This window comes from Bradyrhizobium sp. P5_C11_2 (assembly GCF_054049755.1).
Map to the genome: position 1 here is coordinate 1 of NZ_JBFULT010000702.1, position 3,325 is coordinate 3,325.

At 66.0% G+C, this 3,325-nt stretch carries 4 protein-coding genes; 1 reads left to right on the plus strand and 3 read right to left on the minus strand.

Annotated elements, in window-relative coordinates; translation table 11 throughout:
- The coding region (locus ACXJL8_RS37190) for a DUF2125 domain-containing protein (protein ID WP_456686632.1) at nucleotides 1-913 on the minus strand (913 nt) is incomplete at its 3' end.
- A gap of 110 nt (nucleotides 914-1,023) precedes the next feature.
- On the opposite strand from ACXJL8_RS37190, the gene ACXJL8_RS37195 reads away from it, so the two are divergent.
- Entirely contained in the window at nucleotides 1,024-1,635 is a 612-nt protein-coding gene (locus tag ACXJL8_RS37195; RefSeq protein ID WP_456617319.1) for a gamma-glutamylcyclotransferase, read from the plus strand.
- Here the strand turns inward: ACXJL8_RS37195 and ACXJL8_RS37200 are convergent.
- Together ACXJL8_RS37200 and ACXJL8_RS37205 are read right to left on the minus strand one after the other, a co-directional pair.
- Nucleotides 1,632-2,399: a lysophospholipid acyltransferase family protein gene (locus ACXJL8_RS37200; protein ID WP_456617318.1), complete on the minus strand. Its 768-nt coding sequence runs from the start codon at nucleotides 2,397-2,399 to the stop codon at nucleotides 1,632-1,634. The genes ACXJL8_RS37195 and ACXJL8_RS37200 overlap by 4 nt on opposite strands.
- 24 nt (nucleotides 2,400-2,423) lie before the next feature.
- The gene (locus ACXJL8_RS37205) at nucleotides 2,424-3,128 is read right to left on the minus strand and encodes a YdcF family protein (RefSeq protein WP_456617317.1); all 705 of its coding nucleotides are present in this window, start codon (nucleotides 3,126-3,128) and stop codon (nucleotides 2,424-2,426) included.
- Between the last annotated feature and the right edge of the window lie 197 nt (nucleotides 3,129-3,325).

A 3,325-nucleotide genomic window follows, 5' to 3' on the forward strand; every position in this document is an offset into this window, starting at 1 on the left:
CTTCCAGCATCTTCTCGATGCCGAGCGCCGGAATGACCCGCTCGAGGCCCGTCATCGTCATCTGCAATTCGCCGTCGAGACGGCCATTGGCCGAGAGGGCGAGCGTGCCGGCCGCGACCGCGATCATCTCACCCTGCTGGATCCGGGACTGCACGATTTCGATATGACCGCCGGCGGCCTGGATCTCGCGGAAGCGCTGCGGCCAGGGTTTCGGCGTGAGGTCGGACAGGCCGGTGATCTTGGCGCGCGTGTCGGCCTCGAACGGCTCGGCGAGCAAGGGATGAACGCCCTGGATGCTGCCCTGCGCGACATGAAGCACGGTCTCGATGACCGGATGGGCGGGCGGCGAACCATCGGCGAGGCGTCCATGCAGCTCGATCTGCTTGGCGCGCGCGAGCGGCACCGGCACGCTGCCGTCGAGCCGGTTGATGGTGGGATCGTCGAACACGATGGAGGCGCGCTCCGGCACGGCCGGCAAGCCGACCACGCTGCTGCGCCCCTTGCTCCAGTTCACCACGAACGAATTTTGCGTGATGCCGTCGGTCAGCGTCGCCGGCGCCGAGAATTCGGCGATGACGAGCCTGGGGTCGTAGACCTGGGCGACGACCAAGATGTTGTCGAGCTTGGCCGTGAACGGCGTCTTGCTCGCATTCTGCGACACCAGGGCGACGCTGGCGCCGGAGCACTGCACCTCGAAGCGGAACGGAAAGCCGGCGATCGAGCGCTTGGCGCAATCATAGATGCGGCCGGATTTGGCCTCCTGCGCCCGCCAGGCGTCGGCGGCGACCTCGGCCTGCGAGGCGGCATAGAACCAGAAGCCGCTCCAGGCTGCGGCAAGGATCAGGAGGAGGACGGGTGCGATGAATAGGCCCCAGCGGGGGCGCCGGCCTGCGGCGGCGGTCATATCGGACATGCGGCGACCCTTTGACCCCAGATTTTGTCAAATGTAAGCGAGGTCGGCCTGCGACGAAAGGCGGAGAATTCGCTTCGCTTGAGGGCGCGGTTCTGCTAGCCGTGCCCGAAATGTCGGAAATCACCCTCCCCTCCGTCACATCAGCCAAAGGCGACCTCTGGGTGTTCGGCTACGGCTCCCTGATGTGGCGGCCGGGCTTCGAATTCGAGGAACGCGTCCCGGCGCGGCTGGTCGGCGAGCATCGCGCGCTCTGCGTCTATTCCTTCGTGCATCGCGGCACGCCGGAAAAGCCGGGCCTGGTGCTGGGGCTCGACCGCGGCGGCGCCTGCCGCGGCATCGCCTTCCGCGTCGCGGAGAAGAATCGCGCCGACGTGGTCGATTACCTGAGGGCGCGCGAGCAGGTGACGTCGGTCTATCGCGAGGTGATGCGCTCGGTGTGGCTCGAGAACGACGCCCGGCAGCGCGTCTCCGCGCTCGCCTATGTCGTCGACCGCGGCCATGTGCAATATGCCGGGCGGCTGTCGCTCACCGAGCAGCACCGCCACGTGCTCCAGGGCCACGGCCAGTCCGGCGCCAACCGCGATTACGTGACGGCGACGGTGAAGGCGATCGAGGCCGAAGGTTTTCGCGACGCGCAGCTGCATCAACTCGCGACCATGCTGCACGGCGAAGCGCATTCCCTGCACGCCCCGGCTCCGGTCGAGGATCGCGAGAACCGCTAGCCGCGCTCGTAGCTCGGCGCAGCACCGATCAAGCGTTCCTGTTCGGCCCGCCCTGCCTCGACGATACGACCAGTCGCGCCTTCGATCGTGTCGCGCACACGCGTAATGAATTCGTCCTTCGGCAGGCCGGGCGGCAGCGGATCGAGGAATTCCACCATCAGCGTTCCCGGGTAACGCATGAAATTGCGGCGCGGCCAGAACAGACCGGAATTGAGCGCCACCGGCAGACATTGTACGCCGCATGCGGAATAGATCTGGGCAAATCCGGTCTTGTAGTCCGGCGCTGCGCCCGGCGCGCGGCGCGTGCCTTCGGGGAAGATCACGAGCTGGCAACCGCCGCGCACGGCACTGCGGGCCCGGCGCGTCATATCCAGCAGCGCCTTGACGCCGGCGCTCCGGTCGATCGAGATCATGCCGGTCTTGATCAGGAACTGGCCGAATACCGGAATGTATATAAGCTGGCGCTTGAGGATGAAGATCGGACGATTGAAATAGGGCAGCAGCGCGAACGTCTCCCAGAACGACTGGTGCTTGGAGACAATGACCAGCGGTCCCTCCGGGATCTTCTCGACGCCCCGGAATTCGACCTTGATGTTGCAGATCACGCGCATCAGGTACAGCGCCGCGCCGGCCCACCATCCGGCGACCGTCAGCATCGCCCGCGGCGGCATCAGGAAGGTCGGGAGTGCAATGATGGCGCAAACCACCAGGACGGCATAGAACAGGACGTTGAAGAGGAGCGAACGCAGGAAAATCGAGAACATCCGGACAATCCGATCAAGGGTCTGTCAGTTCGCCTGCGCGGTGGCAGGCCGTTTCGGCTGGGAGCCTTGAGGCTGCTCCGATACTTCGGGAGAAAGGTCAATCCCGAAATCCTCCAGCCGCACCCTGAGCTCGGCGGCGATATATTTGACATATTCCGACAGCAGCAGCCGCAGCGTCGAAGCCGAGGTCCACCACGGCTCCTCGCGCCATTTTTCGCCGACCACCGCGAACGGGATCAGCGTCGTCTCCGGCATCGCATGCGAGAATTCCGCGAGCGCGCGCGGCATGTGATAGTTGGAGGTGACAACGATCAGCGATTTGAAGCCGCGCCCCTCGGCCCAGCGCCGCGCTTCCGCCGCGTTGCCGCGGGTCGAGACCGCGGTGCGGTCGAGATCGACGCAGCAATGCATGAAGGACTGGTTCTCCGGCAGCGTCCGGGAAATGTCGCTCGCCGTGGAGGTCGGGTGCACGCCCGAGATCAGGAGCCGCTTGCCGTAGCCGGCAGCCAGCAACTCCATCGCGTCGGAGACCCGCGAGGAGCCGCCGGTCAAGACCACGATGCCGTCCGCCTTGCGGTCCGGTGCGACCTCGGCGCCGCGCAATTGCGACAGGAACACGATGAAGCCGGCCGCCGCGCCGACGAAGGCGAATGCGATCGCCGACACCACCACCGCGCGCAGCCAGCCGCGCGGCAGGTTCGGCGATGGATCGTCGGTCGGCGCGGTCATGCGATGTCGGTGATCCCTTCCCCGATGATTTTAGGACGTTTTGAGGCGAAGTGGAGTCCGGTTTATCGGGCTCTTCGAACGCAATGGACCATTACTCTATCCGCGTCGGCGCGGCGCTCCCTCGCCCCGCTTGCAGGGAGAGGGTTGGGGTGAGGGGGGCTCTCCGCAGGGACGGAAGCTGTTGGACTCGCGGAGAG